The organism is Paraburkholderia sp. BR10937, from assembly GCF_040965695.1.
Lineage (GTDB): Bacteria > Pseudomonadota > Gammaproteobacteria > Burkholderiales > Burkholderiaceae > Paraburkholderia.
In genome coordinates this window covers 66,384-88,218 of record NZ_JBFRCL010000022.1, presented here as the reverse complement: position 1 = coordinate 88,218, position 21,835 = coordinate 66,384, and the positions used below count along the sequence as shown (strand labels likewise).

The 21,835-nt window shown below is 66.8% G+C and carries 21 protein-coding genes; 14 read left to right on the top strand and 7 right to left on the bottom strand.

Translation table 11 applies throughout. The features are described 5' to 3' along the window. The first annotated feature begins 12 nt into the window (after positions 1-12). Complete coding sequence (locus AB4Y44_RS19570) at positions 13-321, top strand: hypothetical protein (protein ID WP_342922084.1); 309 nt, start codon at positions 13-15, stop codon at positions 319-321. Between the two features lie 15 nt (positions 322-336). Continuing rightward, positions 337-1,971 (top strand): methyl-accepting chemotaxis protein, encoded by a 1,635-nt coding sequence (locus AB4Y44_RS19565; RefSeq protein ID WP_368700584.1) that lies wholly within the window; start codon positions 337-339, stop codon positions 1,969-1,971. A gap of 4 nt (positions 1,972-1,975) precedes the next feature. On the opposite strand, the gene AB4Y44_RS19560 is transcribed toward AB4Y44_RS19565, so the two are convergent. Continuing rightward, entirely contained in the window at positions 1,976-2,719 is a 744-nt protein-coding gene (locus AB4Y44_RS19560; RefSeq protein ID WP_368700583.1) for a FadR/GntR family transcriptional regulator, read from the bottom strand. Positions 2,720-3,109: 390 nt separating this feature from the next. On the opposite strand from AB4Y44_RS19560, the gene AB4Y44_RS19555 reads away from it, so the two are divergent. The 4 genes from AB4Y44_RS19555 to AB4Y44_RS19540 are packed head-to-tail and all read left to right on the top strand — an operon-like array spanning position 3,110 to position 7,802. Further along, positions 3,110-4,237: a sugar ABC transporter substrate-binding protein gene (locus tag AB4Y44_RS19555; RefSeq protein WP_342922081.1), complete on the top strand. Its 1,128-nt coding sequence runs from the start codon at positions 3,110-3,112 to the stop codon at positions 4,235-4,237. Positions 4,238-4,273: 36 nt separating this feature from the next. Beyond that, positions 4,274-5,842: a sugar ABC transporter ATP-binding protein gene (locus tag AB4Y44_RS19550; protein WP_342922080.1), complete on the top strand. Its 1,569-nt coding sequence runs from the start codon at positions 4,274-4,276 to the stop codon at positions 5,840-5,842. Beyond that, a complete protein-coding gene (locus tag AB4Y44_RS19545; protein WP_342922079.1) occupies positions 5,839-6,819 on the top strand; it encodes an ABC transporter permease in 981 nt (326 codons plus the stop codon). The genes AB4Y44_RS19550 and AB4Y44_RS19545 overlap by 4 nt, the downstream gene beginning before the upstream one ends. Continuing rightward, positions 6,816-7,802 (top strand): ABC transporter permease, encoded by a 987-nt coding sequence (locus tag AB4Y44_RS19540; RefSeq protein ID WP_368700582.1) that lies wholly within the window; start codon positions 6,816-6,818, stop codon positions 7,800-7,802. Before AB4Y44_RS19545 ends, AB4Y44_RS19540 begins: the two co-directional genes overlap by 4 nt. Before the next feature lie 56 nt (positions 7,803-7,858). Here the strand turns inward: AB4Y44_RS19540 and AB4Y44_RS19535 are convergent, their stop codons facing one another. Continuing rightward, complete coding sequence (locus tag AB4Y44_RS19535) at positions 7,859-8,662, bottom strand: SDR family oxidoreductase (protein WP_342922077.1); 804 nt, start codon at positions 8,660-8,662, stop codon at positions 7,859-7,861. 142 nt (positions 8,663-8,804) lie between these two features. Between AB4Y44_RS19535 and AB4Y44_RS19530 the strand changes: the two genes are divergently transcribed. Further along, positions 8,805-9,758, top strand: coding sequence for a GlxA family transcriptional regulator (locus AB4Y44_RS19530; RefSeq protein WP_368700617.1), 954 nt, complete (start codon positions 8,805-8,807; stop codon positions 9,756-9,758). Between the two features lie 22 nt (positions 9,759-9,780). On the opposite strand, the gene AB4Y44_RS19525 is transcribed toward AB4Y44_RS19530, so the two are convergent. Both AB4Y44_RS19525 and AB4Y44_RS19520 read right to left on the bottom strand, forming a co-directional pair. Further along, positions 9,781-10,776 carry a GlxA family transcriptional regulator gene (locus AB4Y44_RS19525; RefSeq protein WP_368700581.1) on the bottom strand — a complete coding sequence of 332 codons (996 nt, stop codon included), beginning with the start codon at positions 10,774-10,776 and terminating at the stop codon, positions 9,781-9,783. A 21-nt stretch (positions 10,777-10,797) separates the two neighbouring features. After that, positions 10,798-12,213 carry an MFS transporter gene (locus tag AB4Y44_RS19520; RefSeq protein WP_368700580.1) on the bottom strand — a complete coding sequence of 472 codons (1,416 nt, stop codon included), beginning with the start codon at positions 12,211-12,213 and terminating at the stop codon, positions 10,798-10,800. A gap of 161 nt (positions 12,214-12,374) precedes the next feature. Between AB4Y44_RS19520 and AB4Y44_RS19515 the strand changes: the two genes are divergently transcribed. Beyond that, on the top strand, positions 12,375-12,662 hold the full coding sequence (locus AB4Y44_RS19515; protein WP_368700579.1) for a hypothetical protein: 288 nt from the start codon (positions 12,375-12,377) through the stop codon (positions 12,660-12,662). Positions 12,663-12,684: 22 nt separating this feature from the next. On the opposite strand, the gene AB4Y44_RS19510 is transcribed toward AB4Y44_RS19515, so the two are convergent. The 3 genes from AB4Y44_RS19510 to AB4Y44_RS19500 are packed head-to-tail and all read right to left on the bottom strand — an operon-like array spanning position 12,685 to position 16,705. Beyond that, the gene (locus AB4Y44_RS19510) at positions 12,685-14,979 is read right to left on the bottom strand and encodes a molybdopterin cofactor-binding domain-containing protein (protein WP_368700578.1); all 2,295 of its coding nucleotides are present in this window, start codon (positions 14,977-14,979) and stop codon (positions 12,685-12,687) included. Next, positions 14,976-15,437 (bottom strand): (2Fe-2S)-binding protein, encoded by a 462-nt coding sequence (locus AB4Y44_RS19505; RefSeq protein ID WP_342922072.1) that lies wholly within the window; start codon positions 15,435-15,437, stop codon positions 14,976-14,978. The genes AB4Y44_RS19510 and AB4Y44_RS19505 overlap by 4 nt, the downstream gene beginning before the upstream one ends. Beyond that, a complete protein-coding gene (locus AB4Y44_RS19500) occupies positions 15,434-16,705 on the bottom strand; it encodes a cytochrome c (protein WP_368700577.1) in 1,272 nt (423 codons plus the stop codon). The genes AB4Y44_RS19505 and AB4Y44_RS19500 overlap by 4 nt, the downstream gene beginning before the upstream one ends. A gap of 168 nt (positions 16,706-16,873) precedes the next feature. Here AB4Y44_RS19500 and AB4Y44_RS19495 point away from each other — a divergent pair, with 168 nt between their 5' ends. The 6 genes from AB4Y44_RS19495 to AB4Y44_RS19470 all read left to right on the top strand — a co-directional run bounded on the left by AB4Y44_RS19495 (position 16,874) and on the right by AB4Y44_RS19470 (position 21,798). Beyond that, positions 16,874-17,773, top strand: coding sequence for a LysR family transcriptional regulator (locus tag AB4Y44_RS19495; RefSeq protein WP_368700576.1), 900 nt, complete (start codon positions 16,874-16,876; stop codon positions 17,771-17,773). A 169-nt stretch (positions 17,774-17,942) separates the two neighbouring features. Continuing rightward, a complete protein-coding gene (locus AB4Y44_RS19490) occupies positions 17,943-19,271 on the top strand; it encodes an MFS transporter (protein WP_368700575.1) in 1,329 nt (442 codons plus the stop codon). A 34-nt stretch (positions 19,272-19,305) separates the two neighbouring features. Next, the gene (locus tag AB4Y44_RS19485; protein ID WP_368700574.1) at positions 19,306-20,346 is read left to right on the top strand and encodes an amidohydrolase family protein; all 1,041 of its coding nucleotides are present in this window, start codon (positions 19,306-19,308) and stop codon (positions 20,344-20,346) included. Continuing rightward, positions 20,343-21,014: an RraA family protein gene (locus tag AB4Y44_RS19480; protein ID WP_368700573.1), complete on the top strand. Its 672-nt coding sequence runs from the start codon at positions 20,343-20,345 to the stop codon at positions 21,012-21,014. The genes AB4Y44_RS19485 and AB4Y44_RS19480 overlap by 4 nt, the downstream gene beginning before the upstream one ends. An 80-nt stretch (positions 21,015-21,094) precedes the next feature. Continuing rightward, positions 21,095-21,487, top strand: a complete 393-nt coding sequence (locus tag AB4Y44_RS19475; protein WP_342922066.1) for a hypothetical protein — start codon at positions 21,095-21,097, stop codon at positions 21,485-21,487. A 137-nt stretch (positions 21,488-21,624) separates the two neighbouring features. Continuing rightward, complete coding sequence (locus AB4Y44_RS19470) at positions 21,625-21,798, top strand: hypothetical protein (RefSeq protein WP_368700572.1); 174 nt, start codon at positions 21,625-21,627, stop codon at positions 21,796-21,798. The last annotated feature ends 37 nt before the right edge of the window (positions 21,799-21,835 follow it).

Genomic DNA, 21,835 nt, shown 5'->3' with positions numbered 1-21,835 from the left:
CCGGAGAATCCCGTGAGCACCAGTGACGAGATGCTGTTGAACTCGATGACCGCGCTAGTGAGCGCGCATGGCAAGGCCATCTCGCGCTTCGGCGCGAGTGTGGTGGTGATGACGAAGCTCGTCGAGGCGGTGCTGCCGCAACTGTCCACGGCGCAGATCGAGCGCACGATCCTCGCGTTTCGCGCGCAGCTTGGCGAAGCGATGGCCGTGGCCGACGACGTGCTGTTGCCCGGCGAATACCGCGCCACACTGATCGAACAGGCGAACATGCTGCTGGCCCGGCTGGGCAGCGATGCCGTGCCAACCACGTTGAGGCCCTGAAGCGGGAATAAGGCAATGCGTAATCTGACGATTCGAAAAGGGCTGCTGCTCGTGCTCTGCACGTTCGCGGCGATGCTGGTGGTGGGCGCAGCGGTAGGTGTCCAGATGATCGGTCGCGCCGACGACTCGGCGCGTTACATCCACGAAGTCGCGCGCCAGGACGCGCTCGCGCTCGCCTTGCGCGAGGACGCGGCGCTTGCGCAAACGGCCCTGGCGCGCGCGTATCAGGCCAGAAAGGAGAATGGCGCCGCCGACGCGCAACAGCGGGCGCAGCAGGACGCACGCGATCTCTTCGAGCAGGCCGCGAAGCACAGCGCCACGCTGCGCGAGAGCGCCCCGTTCGACGCCGATGCGGCCCAGCAGCGCGACGCCTTGCTCGGCGCGTGGAGCGCGCTCGCTCAGGCGCTGCAGCGTGCGGCCACGGCGCTCGAATCCGGCGACACGGCAACCTATGCCACGCTGGCCGCCGGGGATGTCGCCAGTGCGAATTCGCAGTTTTCGGCCAGCGTTGCCGCACTGCGCGCGAACGCCGATGCTGCCACGCGCGCGACGCTCGACCAGTCCGAGCGCGAGCACAACTGGGTGATGGCGATGGTGGCGGTGGGTTTGCTGGGTGCGCTGGCGCTCGTCGTGGCGACTCATATGGCGCTGCGCCGCCTCGTGACGGCGCCGCTCAAGGAGGCGGTGGAAGTGCTGAACCAGATCGCCGCGAACGATCTCTCGGTCCACATCGAAGGCGGCGGGCGCAACGAAATCGGCCAGTTGCTCGGCGCGATGCGGCGCATGCAGGGCGGCCTGAGCCACGCGGTGCGCAGCGTGCGATCGAGCTGCGATGCGATCAACACGGGCGCACGCGAAATCGCGGCGGGCAATCTCGATCTGTCGAGCCGCACGGAACAGCAGTCTGCGTCGCTCGAGCAGACGGCGTCGAGCATGGAGCAGCTCACGTCGAGCGTGCGTCAGAACGCGCAGCATGCGAACGCGGCGAGCGCGCTCGCCGCGGGCGCCGCGGATGTCGCGCAGCGCGGCGGACGCGTGGTCGAGCAGGTGATCGACACGATGGAGGAGATCAGCCGCAGCTCGGGCAAGATCGCGGACATCACGGGCATCATCGACGGCATTGCGTTTCAGACCAATATTCTCGCGCTCAACGCGTCGGTCGAGGCCGCGCGCGCGGGCGAGCAGGGGCGCGGCTTCGCCGTCGTCGCGGGCGAGGTGCGCATGCTCGCGCAGCGCAGCGCCGCCGCGGCGCGCGAGATCAAGTCGCTGATCGACGCCTCGGTGCACGACGTGCGCAACGGCCGCTCGCTCGTGGGCGAGGCGGGCGCGACGATGGCCGAGATCGTCGCTTCGGTGGACAAGGTGTCGGGCCTCATGAAGGAAATCGCCTCGGCCACCGTGGAGCAGAGCGCCGGCATCGAGCAGGTCGAGACCGCGGTGAGCCAGATGGATCAGGTCACGCAGCAGAACGCGGCGCTCGTGGAACAGGCGGCGGCTGCCGCGGAGTCGCTCGAACAGCAGGCGAGCCAGATGGCCGATGCCGTGGCGACGTTCCGCGTGAGCGATACGGCGGACACGCCGTCGCTGACGCCGCCCGTCACGCCGCTGGCGGTTGCGCACGAGGCAAGCGCGCTGCCTGCGGCGGCATGAGGGGCTAACGCCAGGCCTGCGTGAACTCGCCGATCACGCGTGCGAGATGCGCCTGCATCGCCGCACGCGCGGCGTGGGCGTCGCGCGCCATGATGGCCGAAAAAATCCGCTGATGGTCTTCCTGCGAAGCCGCGCGCAAGGCAGGCGTATGGAAGTGCTCCTCGATCTTCTTCCACAACGGGTCGGCGCGCGAGTTGTCCCACATCGCGCTCACCACGTGCCGCAGCATGTCGTTGCCGGTCGCGCCCGCGATCGCCAGATGGAACTCGCGGTCGGCGGCCTCGTTTGCGGCCTTGTCGTCCATGTTTTCGCGCATCGTGCGCAACGCGGCGAAGATGCGGTCGAGGTCCGCATCCTTGCGTTCGGTCGCGGCGAGTGCCGCGATCCCGCTTTCGATCACTTCGCGCGCGCGCAGCGTCTCGATCGGGCCCGGCCCGCGCGGCAGTTCGAAGGCGACGGTGCGCGCCTCCTGCGCGTCGGCTACATAGATGCCCGACCCCACGCGCACCTCGACCACGCCCTGCACTTCGAGCGCGATGATTGCCTCTCTGACCTGCGTGCGGCTCACGCCGAAACGCTCGGCGAGCGTGCGCTCGGAGGGCAGGCGGGTGCGAGGCGCGCCCGGCGCGCGCCCGACGTCGCCTGCCGCGATCAGGTCGTAGATTTGTTTCGCGAGGCCGACGTAGGAGCGGTCGGTTGCGTCCGCATCGGCGGCGCGGCCGATTGGCGTGTGCGAAAGATCGGCCATCCAGGATTCTCGAAAGCGTCGATGCCGCCGGAAGGCGGCTGAACTTCGCCAGAATGGTACACCAGTTGCCGCGCCGCCAAGCGTCGAGGCGACGCGGGTTTCCGCCCGATTGGCGCCAACCCGGATCCTGCGCGGATCCAGTGGTAAACCACTATCGCGCGCTGATTGGTATGCCAGTACTGTCAGACGGGGAGGCGTTCACGCATGCCCGTCGTTTTGCTTCGAGGGGACGCCTTTGAAGAGGTCATTCCGCTGGTCCGGCGCGTCCGGTCCAGTCCCGCTGCAGCACATCCAGCAAGATTCCCTGCGTCACGCACACGGTGTCGGCCATTCCCGACGAACCCGGTGTGCCGGCAATCAGTAAGTTCTATCCGACAAAAAGGAGACAACATGCTTTCAGGAATCCACGTGCTTCGAGCGGCGGCGACCGCGGCAATGGCGTTGTGCGCGAGCGCGGCATTCGCGCAGGCATCGATCGTTTCCGGTCCGTCCAGCGACCCCACCTGCATGGTCCCCTGGAAGACCGACACGAAATTCATCAAGTATCCGAAGAAGAGCGGGCCGTATCGCGTCGCGCTCGTGAACGGCTACATCGCCAACACCTGGCGCATCCAGATGATCAAGACGGCCAAGGCCTATACGGCGGAACCGGCCGTCGCCGCCAGGCTCAAGGAGTTCAAGGTCGTCTCGACGGGCGAGGACGTGCCCGCGCAGATCTCGGCCGTCAACAACTTCATCGACGCCGGCTACGACGCGATCATCGTCGACGCGCAGAATCCCGCCTCGTTCGGACCCGCGATCCGCCGCGCGAAGAAGGCCGGCGTCGTGCTGGTCGCGTTCGACAACACGCTCGACAGCGAAGACGCGATCAACGTGGACGTCGACCAGTACGGGCTCGGCGTGCTGTGGGCCAAGTGGCTCGCGACTCATGTGCCCAACGGCGGCAAGGTGCTGGAAGTCCGCGGCGTGGCCGGCACCTCGGTCGACACCGATCGGCACAACGGCTTCACGAAGACGCTCGACGAGACCGGCAAGAAGTGGAACGTCGTGCAGGTCTACGGCAAGTGGGACGACGCGGTCGCGCAGAAGGCCACCGCCGACGCGATCGCCGTGCAGGGCCATTTCGACGGCATTTCGGCGCAGGGCGGCGACACGGGGGTGGTGCGCGCGATGATCGATGCGAAACATCCGTTCGTGCCGTTCGGCGGCGAGACGGAGAACGGCTTTCGCAAGTTCTGCGCGCAGTACGGCGCCCAGGGTCTGAAGTGCACGTCGGCGGGCACCGGTCCCGCGCAGGTGGCCGTGGCGATCAAGACGGCGCTCGCGGCGCTCGATGGACAGACCATTCCCGTGGCGATCAAGCTGCCGCTGGACGTCACCGACGATTCGATGCTGAAGGCGGGCGTCAACTATTTCCCGAACGAGTCGGACAACTTCTTCGTGGGCAACTCGTTTCCCACTTGCGGCATCAACTTCTCCGCTCAGGCAATCATGAAGCAGAGCCAGGGCAACCAGTGACCGCGTGATTGCCGGCGACGAGACGGGAGACGAAGCATGCAGCAGGGTGCAGAGCAGCCGTTCTTTCAGATGTCTGGAGTGTCGAAGAGCTACGGCGGCGCCGTCGCGCTGGATCACGCGGAACTCGCGGTGCGAAAGGGCCGCATTCACGCGATCCTCGGCGAGAACGGCGCGGGCAAATCCACACTGCTGAAGGTGATGTCCGGCGTGGTGCAGCCGGACGAGGGTGTGATGCACCTCGATGGCCGTAAAGTCGCGTTCGCCTCGCCCGCGGAGGCGAACGCGGCCGGCATCGTCTGCGTGTATCAGGAGCTGTCGCTGATCCCCGACCTGAGCGTGGCCGACAACATCTTCGCGTCGAACCCGCCGCGCCGCTTCGGCATGATCGACCGCCGGGCCCAACGCCGCCAGGCCGAGGAAGCGCTGGCCCGCGCGGGTGCGGCCGACATCAATCCGCTCGCGAAAGTGCGCGACCTGCCGCTGTCGCGCCAGCAGATGGTCGAACTGGCCAAGGGGCTCGCGCACGAACCGCGCATCCTGATCCTCGACGAGGCCACCTCGGCGCTGACCGCCGCCGACGTGGCGCGCGTGATCGAGGTGCTCAAGCGCCTGCGTGAAGAGGGGCTCGCGCTGCTTTTCATTTCGCACCGCATGCACGAGGTGAAGGCGCTCGCGGACGAATGCACGGTGTATCGCAATGGCCGCCATGTGATGAGCTTCGAGGCGGGCACGCGCTCGGATAATGAGGTCATCGAAATGATGATCGGCCGCAAGTACCAGCACGTGTTCCCCGACAAACCCGCGGAAAAGGCCGAGCGCCCACCGGTGCTCGCCTGTCACGATCTCGCGTGGAGCGACACCCTGCAGGGCATCAGTTTTTCGCTGCAGCCCGGTGAAATTCTCGGGCTGGGCGGCCTCGACGGGCAAGGGCAGCGCGAACTGTTGCTCGCACTGTTCGGCGTGTTGCGCGGCTGCGCGGGCAAGATCGAGATCGACGGCAAAGCGGTGTCGATCGGCAGCCCGGTTGCCGCGCGCGCCAAGGGAATCGGTATGGCGCTGATCCCGGAGGACCGCAAGACCGAAGGCCTGATGCTGCCGATGTCGGTGCGCGAGAACCTCTCGTTTGCCGCGCTCGATCGCATGTCGACGGCAGGCGTGATTGATCGCACTCGCCAGCAGTCCCTCGTCGACCGGATGATCGAGCTTCTCGCGATCAAATCGCACAGCGTCGACGCGCCCGTGGGCTCGCTGTCGGGCGGCAACCAGCAAAAGGTGGTCATCGCGAAGTGGCTGATGCGCAAGCCCAGGATCCTGCTGCTTAGCGACCCGACGCGCGGCATCGACGTGGGCACCAAGCAGGAGCTTTATCAGCTGCTCAGGCGCCTCGCCGACGAAGGCGCCGCGATTCTGTTCTATTCGACCGACTACGACGAACTGATCGGCTGCTGCGACCGCGTGCTCGTGCTGTACGAAGGCAGGATCAAGAAGGAACTGGTCGGTCCGGCGATCACCGAACAGAACCTGATCGCGAGCGCACTGGACCTGCCGGTTGGACAAGTCGGACAGGTTACGCAGGGTTCGCCTTCCAAGGGAGTCGCGCCATGAGCGGGCTGCGTTACTGGTATGCGGAAAATCGCGGGACCGTGTTCGCGTTCGGCCTGTTCGTGCTGATGTTCGCTATTTACCTCGTCAACTATCCGTCGAGTCTGTCGGCGAACGTGTTTCAGACCGCGGCGAACAAGGCGGTGCTGCTCGCGCTGGTGTCGATGGGGCAGGCGCTCGTCGTGCTCACGGCCGGCATCGACCTCTCCATCGGCATGATGCTCGTGCTGACGAACTGCATCGGCTCGTGGATCGTCACGGGCGACGCGCTGCACAGCGCGCTCGGCATCGTCGGCGTGCTCGCGGCGGGCGCGTTGTGCGGCGCGCTCAACGGCGTGATCATCATTTTCGGCCGTTTGCAGCCGATCGTGACGACGATCGCGACGGGCGCCGTGTTTTACGGGCTGGCGCTGCTGCTGCGCCCCGTGCCCGGCGGCACGATCAACGAAGATCTCGCCGACGCCCTGACCGGCAAGGTCGCGGGCGTCGTGCCGGCGAGTCTGCTGATCCTGATCGCAGCCGTGGTGATCGTCTGGATTCCTTTCAAACGCTCGGCGGTGGGCCGCGCGGCGTATGCGACCGGCTCGTCCGAACCCGCGGCCTTCCTCTCCGGCATGCCGATCCGCCGCGCCAGGTTTGCGAGCTACACGCTGGCGGGCCTGCTCGCCGCCATTGGCGGCCTGTTCCTGACCTTCTTCACCGACACCGGCGAAGCGAGCCTCGGCAGCGCCAACTCGTACACGCTCTTTTCGATTGCCGCCGTGGTGATCGGCGGCGTGTCGCTGCTCGGCGGCAAGGGCAGTGCGATCGGCGCGATCTTCGGCGCGTTCGCGTTCCGCTCCATCGGCGACCTGCTGTTCGTGTTCAACGTCGACGCGCTCTGGCAGCCGCTATTCCAGGGCGTGATTCTCCTGCTTGCCGTCGCGATCGGCGCATGCGGGCTGTTCAGGGTGCGCAACCGTCTGGAGTGGTTCCAATGAGCGGCGTTTCTGCAAGCACCCGGACCACCTTCGTGTCGAGGCTCACGCGCAGGATCGACAAGCCGATCCTGATCTCGTTCGGGTGCATCGTTGCGCTCCTGCTCGTCGGCGGGATGTTTTCGCGCAACTTCACGTCGCCGGAATACATCCTGCTGCAGCTGAAGGTCGGCGCGTTTCTCGGCATCATCGCCACCGGCTTGATGATGGTGATTCTGCTCGGCCATATCGACCTCTCGTTGCCGTGGACGATCACGGTGGGCGCGATGATGGCCTGTGCCGTCGCCGGGCATGGCGAACTCGGGCAGATTCTCGCGATTCCGGTCGGCATTGGCTGCGGCGTGCTGATCGGCATCGTCAACGGCATTCTCGTCGCACTCCTGCGTATTCCCTCGATGATCGCGACGCTCGCGACCAACGCGGTCGCGCAGGGCATCATGATCGTCTATACGGGCGGCTCGTCGCCGCAGGATTCGGCGCCGCACGTCATGCGCTGGCTCGCCGCGGGCTGGCTCGTGCCGGGCGTGCCGAATGCCGTGGCGCTGTGGGTCGTGATCGGGGCCGCGACGATGTTCCTGCTCTCGCGCACGACCTTCGGGCGCACGCTGTACGCGATCGGCAACACCGAGCGCGCCGCGTATCTTTCCGGCATCGATACGCGCATCGTGACCGTGGCCGCGTTCGCCGTGTGCAGCGCCTTCGCGGCGTTCGGCGGCGTGCTGCTCGCGGGCTATGCGTCGAAGGCGGCACAGTCGATGGGCGACGCCTACCTGCTGCCCGCGATCGCCGCGGTGGTGCTGGGCGGCACCTCCATTCTGGGCGGACGCGGCTCGTACCTCGGCACCGTCGCCGGCGCGATCCTCATCACGCTGCTGCAGTCCATTCTCTCGGTCGCGCAAATGCCGGAGGCGGGGCGGCAGATCATCTACGGCGTGGTGATTGCCGCGATGCTGCTGCTGTACGGGCGCAGCAAGCGGGAAGTGTAGGGTGCGGGGGGCGGGCCCCCCGCTTCACGCTCAATCCAGCCGATCGAACCCGAGCGTCACTGCGCAATGCGATAGCGCGGCGCCGGCGTGTTGCTCGACAGTTGCGTCGACATCGACCGGCGAGCCGTCTCGAACGCGTTCCATTGCTCCACGTCGTGCAGCGAAGGAATCGTCACGGTTTCGCCGCGCTCGAAGCCGGTGAGAGCGGCACTCACCATGTCCTGCGCGGACATCACGATCGCGCTGTCGAGATGTTCGAGCGGCAGGCCGCCCGTCTCCCAGAACTCCGTGGCCGTGGCGCCGGGCAGCACCGCCTGCACGCGGATGCCCTTGGCCGCCAGTTCGTGATGCAGCGACTGGCTGAACGCGAGCACGAAGGCCTTGGTGCCGCCATACACGCCGTTGAGGATCTCGGGCGCGATGCTCACGATGGAGGCGATGTTGATGATCGCGCCCTGGCCGCGCGCGACGAAACCCGGCACGGCCGCATACGTGAGCCGCGTGAGCGCGGTGACGTTCAGCTCGATCATGCGCGTCATGTAATCGACGTCGCTCTCCACGAGCGGCGTGTGCGTGCCGATGCCCGCGTTGTTCACGAGCAGCGTGAGGCTGGCGTCGTCGCGCAGGCGCGCTTCCACGGCGGCGAGATCGTCACGGTCGTTGAGATCGGCGGCGAGCACTTCCACGTCGCGCCGGGTTTCGCTCGTGATGCGCCCGGCGAGCGCGGCGAGCCGCTCGCGATTGCGCGCGACGAGCACGAGGTCGTAGCCCTGGCGCGCGAGTTCGGCGGCGTAGACGGCGCCGATGCCGGACGATGCGCCGGTGACGAGCGCGGTGCCGCGATGGGTTGGCTGGTTCATGATCAGGCTCCTTGGCGTAGCGGCGCGGGTGGTTAGGTAACATGCAAGTGGCGCTGCTGTGAATGCATTCTGGCCGCGATTGACTGTGGCGCAAATGACGTATAGGGTCGTGATTCAGGACACGCAGCGACAGGAGCAGGACATGCACCGCATCGGCTACCTTTTGAGCGACGAATTCCAGGTGATGGCGCTCGCGACCCAAAGCGTTTTCGAATACGCGAACATGGCGGCCGGCTCGCCGTTCTACGCGATCGAGAACTATTCGGTGGAGGGCGGCGCGGTGCGTTCGTCGCTCGGCATGAGCGTGGACACGTTGCGCGCACCCACGCCCACACGCAGCCGCGTGGACACCTGGATCGTGGCGGGCGTGAACGACCCGCGTACCGTGGACACCGCGCCCGCGGTGCTCGCGTTCCTGCGCCGCGCGAGCGGCCGCGCGAGGCGGGTGGCGGGCGTCTGCACGGGCGGTTTCGTGCTGGCCGAGGCGGGCCTGCTCGACGGGCGCCGCGCCACCATGCACTGGTACTACGCGCGCGATCTGCAGCAGCGCTTTCCCGAGGTACGCGTGGAAGACGACCGCATCTATATCGTCGACGGGCCGGTCTGGACATCGGCGGGCATGACGGCGGGGCTCGATCTCGCGCTCGCCATGGTCGAACGCGACCTCGGCGCGGAGGTCGCGCGCTCGGTGGCGCACAAGCTCGTCATGCATCAGCGTCGTTCGGGCGGCCAGTCGCAGCATTCCGAAATGCTCGCGCTCGCGCCGAAATCGGACCGCATCCAGAACGCCCTCGACTACGCGCGCCGCAACCTGCGCAGCGCGCTCACGGTGGAGCAGCTTGCAGAGGCCGTGCACCTGAGCCCGCGCCAGTTCAGCCGCGTGTTCACGGCGGAAACGGGGCAGTCGCCGGCGCGCGCCGTGGAGGGCCTGCGCCTCGAGGCGGCGCGGCTCATGATCGAGCAGAGCACGCATCCGCTCGACGTCATCGCTCGCGAAACCGGCTTTCGCGATCGGCGGCACATGCGCGAGGCGTTCGTGCGCGGCTTTGGCGTGCCGCCGCAGGCGGTGCGGCGCGAGGTGCGCGCGGGGGCGTAGGCGCGTAGTTTCGACCGCGCGGCTACGACCCGGCCTTTGCGGTGCGTTTGGCCCTGGCGGTTATGGCGCCGAAGTGCGCGCGATATTGCTGCGGCGTGGTGCCCAGCTTGCGCCTGAAGGCCACGCGCAAATGGTCGGCGTCGCGCATGCCGCAGCGAAAGGCCACCGTTTTCAACGGCGCCGTGCTGTTTTCCAGCATCACGCGCGCCGCGTCGATGCGCGCGCTCTCGACGAATTCGGCGGGCGTCACGCTGGTGTCGCGCACGAAGATTCTCGCGAAGTTGCGCTTGCTCATCTTCGCAACGCCGGCGAGCACTTCGACGCCCAGATCTTCATTCAGATGCCCGAGCACGTACTGCTGCACCTGGGCAATGGGCGACGTCGCCTCCGCGTAGGGCGTGAGATACGGGCTGAACTGCGACTGGCCGCCCGCGCGCTGCACGAACACCACGAGCCGTCGCGCCACCTTCAGCGCGATTTCGGGGCCGTGATCCTGAGCGAGCAGGTACAGCGAGAGATCGATGCCCGCCGTCACGCCCGCCGACGTATAGAGATTGCCGTCCTGAATGAAGATGCGGTCGAATTCGACGTTCGCGGTCGGACACATCGCGGCGAGCGCGGCCGCGTCGTTCCAGTGTGTCGTCACCGTGCGCCCGTCGAGCAAGCCCGCGCGTCCCAGCGTCAGCGCGCCGTTGCAGATGGACCCGAAGCGCCGGGCGCGTGCGCTGGCTTCGCGCAGCCACGCGTGCGCCGCATCGGCGAGCGGCTGCTCTACGAGCGAGGGTCCGCCCGCCACGAGCAGCAAATCGTAATGGCCGCGTGCTTCGTCGAAGTAACTGTCCGCGCCGATGCGTACACCGCTGGAACAGCGCACGGTGTCGCGTTCCGTTGCGATCAGCTCGAGCTCGTATTGCGCCTCGGGCGGCAGCAGGCGATTGGCCTCCGAGAAGACGTCGGTGGGCCCGAACACGTCGAGGGCCTGGACGCCTGGGAAGACGAGAAGCGCAACGGTCAGCATCGTGTTGAACGCAGAACGGAGTCAGGGGTTGGAGGCGCGCGGGCGTCGCGCGAGAATGTGCGCGCCCGCGCTGCGCGGCAGCAGCACGCTGTCGACCACGCCCAGCGCCGCGAGCGCCGTGATGAACCAGAACGCGAGATGGAAGTCGGCGGCGCCCGCCGTGCCTGCATGCGCGCCGCGCAGCGCCTCGGCAACCGAAAGCGCCAGCGCGCCCACGGCGATCCCCATGCCGGCGTTCATCTGCTGCAGTACGGAGAAGAGCGTCGTCGCGTCGCGCATCTGCGCCAGGGGCACGTCGGCGAAACCGATGGTGTTCAGCGCGGTGAACTGCATCGAGCGCACGAGGCCGCTGAAAAACAGCAATGCGGCCACGACGACGCGCGGTGTATCCGCGCCGAGCAGCGTGAAGCCCGCGAAGCCGAGCGCGACCAGCGTGCCGTTGCCGATCAGCACGGTGCGAAAGCCGAAGCGGTTCATGACCCACGTGGTGCCCGGCTTCATGCACAGATTGCCGGCGAACAGCCAGAGCAGCAGCGCGCCCGATGCCACGGCGCTCCATCCGAACGCCACCTGGAACATGAGCGGCAGCAGAAACGGCGCAGTGCCGATGGCCGTGCGAAACAGCGAGCCGCCGAACACGGTCACGCGAAAGGTGTTGATCTTCACGGGCGCGAGATCGAACAGCGGATGCGGCACGCGCCGCAAATGCACGACGGCCGCCGCCAACAGCGCGATGCCCGCCACGCACGTGCCGATCGACACGGGCGCGGTGACGTCGGAGCGGCTCGCCATCTCGATGCCGCTCATGACGGACGCGAAGCCGAGGCCGCTCAGCACGAAGCCGAAGGTATCGAAGCGGCGCGGTTGCGTGTGCTCGTCGCGCAGGAGCAGCAGGGCGGCCACGAGCGCGGCCACGCCGAGCGGCAGGTTGAGCAGGAAGATCCAGTGCCAGCTCCAGTGCGTGCTGATCCAGCCGCCGAGCGGCGGCCCGAGAATCGGCGCGACCAGCGCGGGCCAGGTCAGGATCGCGATGGCGCGCACGATCTCGTGCTTCGGCGTGTCGCGCAGCACGACGAGCCGGCCCACCGGCACCATCATCGCGCCGCCCAGTCCCTGCAGCACGCGCGCGGCGGTGAAGGCGAACAGGCCCGAGCTCAGCGCGCACAGCAGCGAGGCCACGCTGAATACGGTGATGGCCGTGGCGAACACGCGCCGCGCGCCGAAGCGCTCGGCGAACCAGCCGCTCACGGGGATGAACATGGTCAGCGCGACGAGATACGCGGAGACGCCGATCGAGAGATACGCGGGCGCCGTGTGAAAGTCGCGCGCGATGATGGGCAGCGAGGTGGTGATGACGGTGGCGTCGAGGTTCTCCATGAAGAACGTTGCGGCCACAAGGAATGCGACGGCGGTGCGGCGATCGAGGGCGTGCGGCATCAGGCGTGTTCCAGGATTTTCCGGGCGTGCTTCTTCGTCGGCCGCCGGATTCGGCGCTCAGTGTCCCTCATTCTACTGAAGTTGGGCCCGCTTCCGCTGGCACGGTTCCTGCATGACCTGGCGCGACCATGCGATATCCATCGCGAAGGGAGGTCGATACGATGAGCAACCAGTCCGACGAGTCCGAACATACCGAAAAGCCCGACGATGCGCCGGAACCGCGCGGCACGGATCTGCCCAAGCCAATTGGGGACGCTGTGCCCGCACCGACCGAGCCCGGTCTCGACCAGCCGTTGCCGCCCAAGACGTTGCCAACTGAGGAGGCGGGCGAGGACCCGGGCGAGAAAGATCGAGCGTCGCCCAACGATATTTCCAGGCCGCTGGGCGACGCGGTGCCCACACCGGTCGAGCCGGGCCTCGACCAGCCTCTGCCGCCTAAAAAGCACTAGCGAAACAAAAGCGGCGGTTTGGTTACGCCTTGAGCGCATTGCGCGACTTCGCCCCGAGCAGCGGCAAGTCGCGGATTCTCACACCGGTCGCGTCGGCAATCGCGTTGGCGAGCGCCGCCGCGGCCGGTCCTTGCGCCGCTTCGCCCACGCCGAGGAACGGCAGGCCGGGGCGATCGATCAACAATACCTCCACGCGTCCCGGCACCGACGCAAAGCGCATGATCGGGTAAGTGCTCCAGTCGAAACTCGTAATACGTTCGCGGTCGAAATGCGTTTCTTCGAAGAGCGTCCAGCTCGTGGACTGCAAAATGCCGCCTTCGACCTGGTTGCGCACACCATCCGGATTGACGATCTGGCCGCAGTCGATGGCCGCGACCACGCGCTCGATGTGCACCTCGCCGGTATCGCGCACGACGGTCACGTCCATCGCAATGGCCAGGTAGGCCATCAGGTTCTTGTATTGGGCGAATGCAAAGCCGGAGCCGGACGCGTGCACGTCCGGGTGCTTCGCGCGTGCGGCATGCGCTTGCCAGCCGGATCGATCGGCCACGGCATGGATGACGGCTTGTGCGCGCGGATCGTCGAGATGCTTGAGGCGGAACGCGACGGGGTCCGCTTGCGCGGCACTCGCAAGCTCGTCGATAAAGCTCTCGATGGCGAACACGTTCATATGCGCGCCGAGCGAGCGCATGGCCGAAACGCGTATCGGCATGTCGGGCAGGAAGTGATGCTGCACGTGCAGGCTCGGCACGCGGTAGAGCGGAATGCTGTTGCGGTCGCCGCCGCCTTCGGGCATGGGAATCGGCTTGGGCGGCGCGGGCGTGAACGGTTGCGCGAGCAGCTGCGCGGGCAACAGCCGGCCCGCGTTCTCGATGCGGTTGTTATGGGTATTGCTCCATAGTTCGTATTGCCAGGCGACGATCGATCCGCCGGCATCGAGCGACGCGCTCGCCTCCACCGTCATCGCGGGACCGAGCGGCTCCCACATATGTTCCTGCTCGCGCATGAACTGCACGCGCACCGGGCGGCCCGGCAGCTCGCGGGCGATGAGCGCGGCGTCCCCGGCGGCGTCGTCCGCACCGTTGTGTCCGTAGCAGCCCGAACCTTCCACGTGCACACAGCGCACCTTCTCACGCGGCATGCCGAGCATCCCGGCAATGCCGGCGCGCAGCGGGTAGACGCCTTGCGTGTGCGTCCAGACCGTCATGACGCCGTTGTCGAGGTGCGCGAGCGCGCATGACGGCCCGATCGATCCGTGGGTCAAATAAGGCTTCGAATAGCGGGCTTTCAACGTCGCCGCCGGTTGTCCGGCGGCCGCGCCCTGGTCGGCCACCACGATTTCCTGTGCCGGCAGGCTCATCAGAAACGCGTGAATGCCAGCCGGATCGGGCAGCGCAGGGCCCGGTTGCCACTGCGCCGCGAGCGCGAGTTCGCGCATCGCGTCGATGGCGCGCCATTCGTCGTCGGCGACCACGGCGAGGTAATCGCCGTTGCGCACGACCTTGACGACGCCAGGTAGCGCCGCCACGCGCGCGCTATCGACGGCAACGAGCCGCGCGCCATAGGAAGGCGGCCGCACGACGCGCGCATGCAGCATGCCGGCGGGCCGCAGGTCCTGAACATAGCTCGCGCCGCCCGTGACCTTGCCCGGAATATCCACGCGCGGCAGCGTGTTCCCGATCACGGCGTAGTGCGCGGGCGGCTTTGTCGCGGCGTTGGGCTGCGCGTCCTGATGCAGGTTCGCGTGCTGCACCGCTTCGCCATAGCTCACGCGCCTTCCGTCGGCGGCGACGATTGCGCCGTCGCGCGTGGTGAGCGCGGCGGCATCGATGCCCAACTGCGCCGCTGCGCTTTCGACGAGCAGCGTGCGCACCTGGGCCGCCGCGTTGAGGATCGCCGTGCCGCTATCCGCCATCGTGTGGCTGCCCGCCGTGTAGCCCTCGTTTGGCGTGGCGGCCGTATCGGCCGTGACCAGTTCGATCGCATGAGGCGCGAGGTCGAGTTCTTCGGCGGCGAGTTGCAGGAGCGCCGTGCGAACGCCGGTGCCCAGTTCCACCTTGCCCGTGAATACACTCACGTGGCCGTCGGGTCCGACCTTGATCCACGCGTCGAGCGATGGCGTGGTCTTGAGGCTGCCGGGCAGCTTTGGGGCGCTCGCGTGGAAGGTGCCCGCTTCGGTGGTGGTTTGGGCGAGGGCGGCCATGCCCGGCACGATGGCGAAGCTCACCATCAGCGAGCCGCCCACGAGGAAACGGCGGCGCGCGGCGTCGTCGGGACCGCCAGGGTCGAGCGAAGACGATGGGCGTGTGCGGCTCATGACTGCGTGCCTGCCGTCACTTGCCGGATCGCCGCGAGAATGCGCATATGCGTGCCGCAGCGGCACAGATTCGGCTGCATATAACGGCGAATCTCGTCGTCGGTGGCGTGCGGCGTGCGCTCCAGGAGGGTTTGCGCACGCATGATCATACCCGCGATGCAGTAGCCGCATTGCGCGGCCTGCTGGTCGATAAAGGCCTGTTGCAGCGGCCCCGGATGATCCGCGCTGCCGAGTCCTTCGACGGTGCGCACGGGCCGCTCGCCCACGGCCACGACCGGCAGCAGGCACGAGAACACCGGCTCGCCGCCCACGCTCACCGTGCACGCGCCGCATTGGCCGAGCCCGCAGCCGAACTTCGCGCCATTGAGCCGCAACTGGTTGCGCAGCACATAGAGCAGCGGCGTGGACGGATCGGCATCGACGGTATGGCTGACGCCGTTGACGTTGAGCGTAATCATCGTGATGGGCTTTCCTTGCGTAGACGCGCCACGGCCTGAGCATCGAGCGCGGACCAGGGGCCAAGCGCGCTGAAGCGCGCGCGCGTGTAGTTGGCAAGCTCCGCGATCTGCGTGTCCGTGAAGGTACCGGCGAATGGCGGCATGAAAGACGCGGCTTCGCTCTCGTGCCAGGCGATGCCGTCGAGCAGGATGCGCACCATGTTGCGCGGGCTGTCGGCGTTGACGGTGGTGGAGAGCGACAGCGACGGACGATAGCCGTCGGTCGACATCGCCGCGCCTTCAGCGTGGCACGACGCGCAGGCCGCGGCAAACAGGGTAGCGCCGCTGGCGGGCGCGGTCGAGACATGGACGCTGGCGGCGGCAGGCGGCGCGGCGGCATGCGGGTTGGACGGCAGTGTCAGCAGATAGGCGGCGATGGCGTCGATGTCTTCGGGAGCGGCGTCGGCGAGCGAGCGCGTCACCGTACGCATCGGGCCCGTCGCCGCGCCGTGTTCGCTGGCGTAGCCCGTACGCAGATAGTTCGTCAGTTGTGCTTGCGTCCAGGGTCTTGGGCGTGCCGTGAGCTCGGTCAGCGCAGGCGCGTCCCAACCCTCGAGGGTGCCGCCTTGCAACGCATGGTCGCGGCGCTCGGCGTCGAGATGGTTGAGCGGCGTGTGGCACGCGCCGCAATGACCGAGGCTCTCGACGAGATAGCGGCCGCGCGCGATCTCGGGCGCTTGTGTGTCCGTCGAGGTAGCAGACGTAGCGGACTCGGGCGGCAGATAGAGGCGGTTCCATACGGCCATGAGCGGCCGGAACCCCAGCGGAAACCTCAGCGCATTGTGCGGCGCTGGCGCGTTGACGCTCGCGCGGCTCATCAGCCATGCATAGAGCGCGGCGATATCGGCGTCGCTCATCTGCGCGAAGTGCGGATACGGAAACGCGGGATAGAGCAAATGCCCGTCGCGTGACACGCCGCGCCGCATCGCACGCGTGAACGCGTCGAGCGACCAGTCGCCGATGCCGGTGTCCTTGTCCGGGGTGATGTTGGTCGAGTAGATCACGCCGAAGGGCGTTCGCAGCGGCAGGCCGCCCGCGAGCGGCTGACCGCCCGTCGCGGTATGGCACGTCATGCAGTTGCCGATGGCCGCGAGCTTCGCGCCGCGCGCGACGGCTTCGGCGTTGCCCGCCGGCAGCGAGGGCGCGGCCACCGGTGCGAGCTCGCGTTCCCAGGCGCGCGCAACGTGGCCGCCATAGGCGGCAGCGAGCGCAACAAGAACGACGGCCACGACCGCGATCCGTACCCGCCTGCCTTTCATCGAGCCTCCAGAGCCGAGAGGGCCATCGCTGCGCATGGCGATCGGCATGCGCCGTTCGATCGCGAGCAAATGACGTGCCTGGTCTGCTGCTTGTTCGCTGTATTACGATGCTGGGCAAATCGATACGGAGAGGACGAGATGAACGAGCTTCGGGGCCTGCAGTGTTTCGTGACACTCGCCGAGGAACTGAACTTCAGCCGCGCCGCGGAGCGTCTGCACATTGCGCAGCCGGCCTTGAGCCAGCAGATCCGCGCCCTCGAGGACCGGGTGGGCACGCAACTGATCGATCGCACGCGCCGCCCGCTGCGCCTGACGGAAGCGGGCCAGTACCTCGCCACCGAGGCGCGGCAGATTCTCGGTTCGCTCGCCGAGGTGACGCACGGCGCGCTGGAGATCGGCGTGGGCCGGCGCGGCTGGCTCAGTGTCGGCTTCACGCGCTCGTCGATGTACAGCGTGCTGCCGCCCGCGCTCAAGGCGTTTCATCAGGCGTATCCGCAGGTCGAGCTCAAGCTGTTCGAAATGCTGACCGACGAGCAGACCGACGCGCTGCGCGACATGCGCATCCATGTCGGCATCGGGCGCCAGCCGCTCGCCGTGCCCGGTTACACGACCTTGCCGCTGCTGCGCGAGCGGCTCGTGGTGTTGATGGCGTCGGATCACCCGCTCGCCAAACGAAAGAAGGTGCGCATCGACGAACTCGCCGATACGCCGTTGATCCTCTACCCGAAGCATCAGAACGCGCAGTTCAAGCGCACGGTTCAGGCGCTCTACCGCGATGCGGGCGTGACGCCCCTCGTCGCGCACCAGGCCTATGAGATCCAGACCGCCATCGCGCTCGTGGCGGCGGGGCTCGGCGTGACCGTGGTGGGCGAGTCAGTGGCGCGGCATGGCCGCGCCGACGTCGTGGCGCGCCACCTCGATGGCCCCGGCGCTTCACAGCGCACCGTGCTGGCCGCGACGTTCCGCAGCGACGACGCCTCGCCGCATCTGCGCGCGTTTCTCGAATGCCTGCCGCCGCCGCTCGCCGGCACACTATAAGCGCACGCTTATAGAAGCATAAGCATCGCGTCTTGGACTCGACGCCCCCCGCTTCTTATTATCGAAACTCAGGCGCCCTGTCTCGCGGGGTGCCGCCGGCAGCGCTCACCGCTGCCGGCCGATAACTATGCAGCGACGGCACTGTCCGTCGCCATGAAGCGGAGACAGCATGGGTCACTTCGATGAAGCAGCAACCATGCGAAAGGTTTACAAGCGGCTCGTGCCGCTCCTTTTCTGCATGATGTTTTTCAATTATCTGGACCGTATCAATATCGGTTTCGCCGCACTCGACATGAACTCGGACATGGGCTTCGACCCGGCCGTGTTCGGCTTTGCGGGCAGTATTTTCTTTGTCGGCTACATGCTGCTGGAAGTGCCCAGCAACCTGTTGTTGCACCGCGTGGGCGCGCGCCGCTGGATCGCGCGCATTCTGCTCACGTGGGGCGCCGTTGCGGCCGCAACGGCCTTCGTGTTCAACGCGTCGAGCTTCTACGTGCTGCGCTTTTTGCTGGGCGTGATGGAAGCGGGCTTTCTGCCCGGTATCGCCGTGTATCTGACCTACTGGTTTCCGGAGCGCTACCGCGCCCGCGCCGTGGGCGGGTACATCATCGCGGGATCGTTCTCGGCCGTGCTGGGCGGCCCGCTTTCGACCGCGGTCATGACTTGCGCGAACGGCGTGCTGGGCATGCACGGCTGGCAGTGGATGTTCATTATCGAAGGCGTGCCCGCCATGCTGCTCGGCCTCGTCACGCTGCGCATCATGACTGAGCGCCCGGCGGACGCCGACTGGCTTTCGGCGCAAGAGAAGCGATGGCTCGAAGCCACGCTCGCCACGGAGCGCGAGGCGCTGGGCGGCCATCGGCATTTCCCGCTGCTGAAGGTGGCGAGCGATATTCGCGTCTGGAGCCTCGCCTGCCTGTTCGGCTGCGCGCTGGTCGGCATTTATGGGCTGTTCCTGTGGCTGCCGCAGATCGTGAAAAGCCTTGGCCACCTCAACAATATCGAAGTGGGCTTCCTCTCTGCCGCGCCGCCGCTGCTGGGCGTGCTGGGCACGTACCTCGTGAGCCGCAGCTCGGACCGCACCGGCGACCGCAAGTACCACCTCGCATTCGTCTACGGCATGAGCGCACTGGCGATTGCGGGCAGCGCGTATGCGCCGAATCTGCTGCTGGCGTATGCGCTGCTTTGCGTGACGGGCCTTTTCATCTATGCGGGCAACCCGCTGTTCTGGAGCCTTGCCGCTTCGTTCAGAACCGGTGCGGCGGGCGCGGCGACGATCGCGCTCATCAACACGATCGCCCAGTTCGGCGGCGTGGTGGGGCCGTGGACCATCGGTCTCGTGCGTCACGCCACCGGCAGCTTCAAGCTCGCGCTGCTCACCATTGCCGCTTTCCTCGTGGTCGCCACGCTCATCGCCATCGTGATGCGCGTGAAGCCCGCCGAGCGCGGCGCCTCGAATCCGGCGCTCGTTGGCCACGACGAAGCGACGGAAAGCTGATCTCAATCGTCCGTCCACCTGATGGAATTGCTACATGATCATTGATTGCCACGGTCACTACACGACCTCGCCTCCGCAGCACGAAGCCTGGCGCGCCAAGCAGATCGCCGCGCTCAAGGACGGCACGCCAGTGCCGCCGCGCCCGTCGATCAGCGACGACGAGATTCGCGCAAGCATTGAAAACGGCCAGCGCCGCATTCAGCGCGAGCGTGGCACGGACCTGACGATATTCTCCCCGCGCGCCGCGGGCATGGGCCACCACCAGGCGGGCGCAGCGGCGAATGCGCTGTGGTCGGCCGAATGCAACGATCTCGTGCATCGCGTGTGCGCGCTGTTCCCGCAGCATTTCGTGGGTGTTTGCCAGTTGCCTCAAGCGCCGGGCGTGACGCCGGAAAACTGCATTCCCGAGCTGCGCCGGTGCGTGGAGGAACTGGGGTTCGTCGGCTGCAACCTCAACCCGGACCCCTCGGGCGGGCACTGGTCGGGGCCGCCCGTCACGGACCGCTCGTGGTATCCGCTGTACGAGGCCATGGTGGAGCTCGACGTGCCGGCGATGATCCACGTTTCGTCGTCGTGCAATCCTAACTTTCATGCGACGGGCGCACATTACCTCAACGGCGACACCTCGGTATTCATGCAGCTGCTGCAGGGCGACCTGTTCGCCGACTTCCCGACCTTGCGCTTCATCATCCCGCATGGCGGCGGCGCGGTTCCGTATCACTGGGGTCGCTATCGCGGCCTGGCGCAGGACATGAAGCGGCCGCTCCTGAAGGACTACCTGCTCAAGAACGTGTTCTTCGATACCTGCGTTTATCACCAGCCGGGCTCCGACCTGCTCGCCAAGGTGGTTCCGGTGGAGAACATCCTGTTCGCCTCGGAGACGATCGGCGCGGTGCAGGGCATCGACCCGGAAACCGGCCACTACTACGACGACACGCGCCGCTACATCGACGCGATCGAATGGCTCAGCGAGGCCGACCGGCAACGCATTTACGAAGGCAACGCGCGTGCGGTGTACAGCCGTCTTTCCGCGCAGATCGAACAACAAACCGCACTCGAAGGAATCACGAAATGAACCAGATTGGCTGGCGCGAACACGAGTCTGCCCCGCAGGCCAGCGCAGCGACGCTCGCCGCGTTGCGCGAACTGCAGGTGTCGCTCCTGAGCGACAACATGGCGCGCTCGAGCGGCATTCTCGGCTTGCAGCCGTTCCACAGGCCCAGGCCGATGGCGGGCACGGCCGTGACGGTGCGCACGCGTCCCGGCGACAATCTCGCCATCCATCGCGCCTTCGACTTCTGCAGGCCGGGCGACGTGCTCGTGATCGACGGCGCGGGCGAGCTGACCCAGGCCCTGATGGGCGACATCATGTCGAGCTACGCGGAAAGTCTCGGCGTGCAGGGGCTCGTGATCGACGGGGCGATCCGCGACGTCGGCGCCATTCGCCAGCGCGACTTCCCGGTGTATGCGCGCGGCGTGACGCATCGCGGGCCCTACAAGAACGGTCCGGGCGAAATCAACGTGCCGGTGACCATCGGCCGGATGGTCGTCAATCCCGGCGACATCATCGTGGGCGACGAGGACGGCTTGCTCGCCATCGCGCCCGCTGATGTGGAGGCCGTCATTGCGGGCGCGCGCCGGCAGGGCGAGAAGGAGGCCGCCGCCTTGCAGGCGATCGCCGAAGGGCGCTTCGACCGCGCATGGGTGATGCCGCACATCGAGCGCATGAGAAGCGGCGCCTGATGAACCCAGGCGGCATCAGGCGTTAAGATGCGCGCTGGAGCCCGTGCTCCCTCGCTCAACCGCAGATCCACTCTTGTTCCATGACCCGATACCTTGACGCTGCCGCGCTGCGCGAACTCGCCGAACACGCGGAGCAAACCGACGCGCCGCCTTGCACCTGCACGAAAACGCCGCTGGATGGCTGGCAATCGCAGCCGCTCTCGCTCGACGAGCGGCAACTGGAACAGATCGGCACGCTCGTTGGCGCGGACGAAGCCGAACCGACCTTCGCCGAACATCTGCCGGGAGAGACGGGCTACTGGTCGGAGAATGCGCCGATCGCGCCCCGGTACTTTCCGTATAACCGTTGCGGCGTGTGGAAATGCACGCTGTGCGGACGCCTTTATCTTCGTTATACGGAAGGCGGCGGCTATTTCGTCGATCAGCGCATCCGCGCCTTGAAAGCGCGTTTGATCGAGGATGTGCCGCTTTGAACTTCTGATTCCCGCGCGCTTATATTCCTGGTGAATCAAACAGAGGTCAGGCTTTTCCCTGGCCTCTATTGCATTTCTGGCGGATCAACATTCGAACGACCGCCAATGTCGCTTTCGACTTCACAACCGAATCTTACATGCGCGCGCCGTTCGCGCGGCTCAACCCGCACCTGCGTCAAACCCCGCATTTCGATGTGCCCTCGCATCAAAATCTCAACGACAAGCTGAACTGCGCGCTTCAAGGCCATCGTGGCACTGCAGGTGCAGGAAATGGCGCGGCGCAGCACGCCGAAATGATTTCCTCGATCTGATCAATTCTGAGTTTCATTCCAGAAGTAAAGCAATGAA